The organism is Bacillus cereus group sp. BfR-BA-01524, from assembly GCF_022662595.1.
Lineage (GTDB): Bacteria > Bacillota > Bacilli > Bacillales > Bacillaceae_G > Bacillus_A > Bacillus_A thuringiensis_S.
Genome location: NZ_JAKUDW010000318.1, coordinates 1 through 362, shown reverse-complemented (window position 1 = coordinate 362; position 362 = coordinate 1). Strand labels below are relative to the sequence as shown.

Sequence of the window (362 nt, the reverse complement as noted above, 5' to 3'; positions counted from 1 at the left end):
CCAGGCTCTACATCCTTTACAAAATCAATCATCGGATCTAACACATCCGGTTTCAATCCAGTCATGAATCCAGCTTCACCCAACATTGTTTTTTCCATTAACGCATTACATGGACATACTGTTACACACTGTCCACAACTTACACAAGACGAGTCATTTATACTTACACCATTGTCCCAAATAACACGTGGACGGTCTAAGCTCCAATCAATCGATATAGTTTCATTCACTTGTAAGTTTTGACATACTTCTACACACTGCCCACAAGCAATACATTGATTTGGATCATATCGATAAAATGGATGTGACATATCCACTTCACACGCACTTACTTTCGGCTCATACGGATATTTCTGTTCCTC

At 39.5% G+C, this 362-nt stretch carries 1 protein-coding gene; it reads right to left on the bottom strand.

The genetic code is table 11. From position 1 onward, the window contains the following. The coding region (locus MR170_RS31260) for a 4Fe-4S binding protein (RefSeq protein WP_242310700.1) at positions 1–362 on the bottom strand (362 nt) is incomplete at both ends.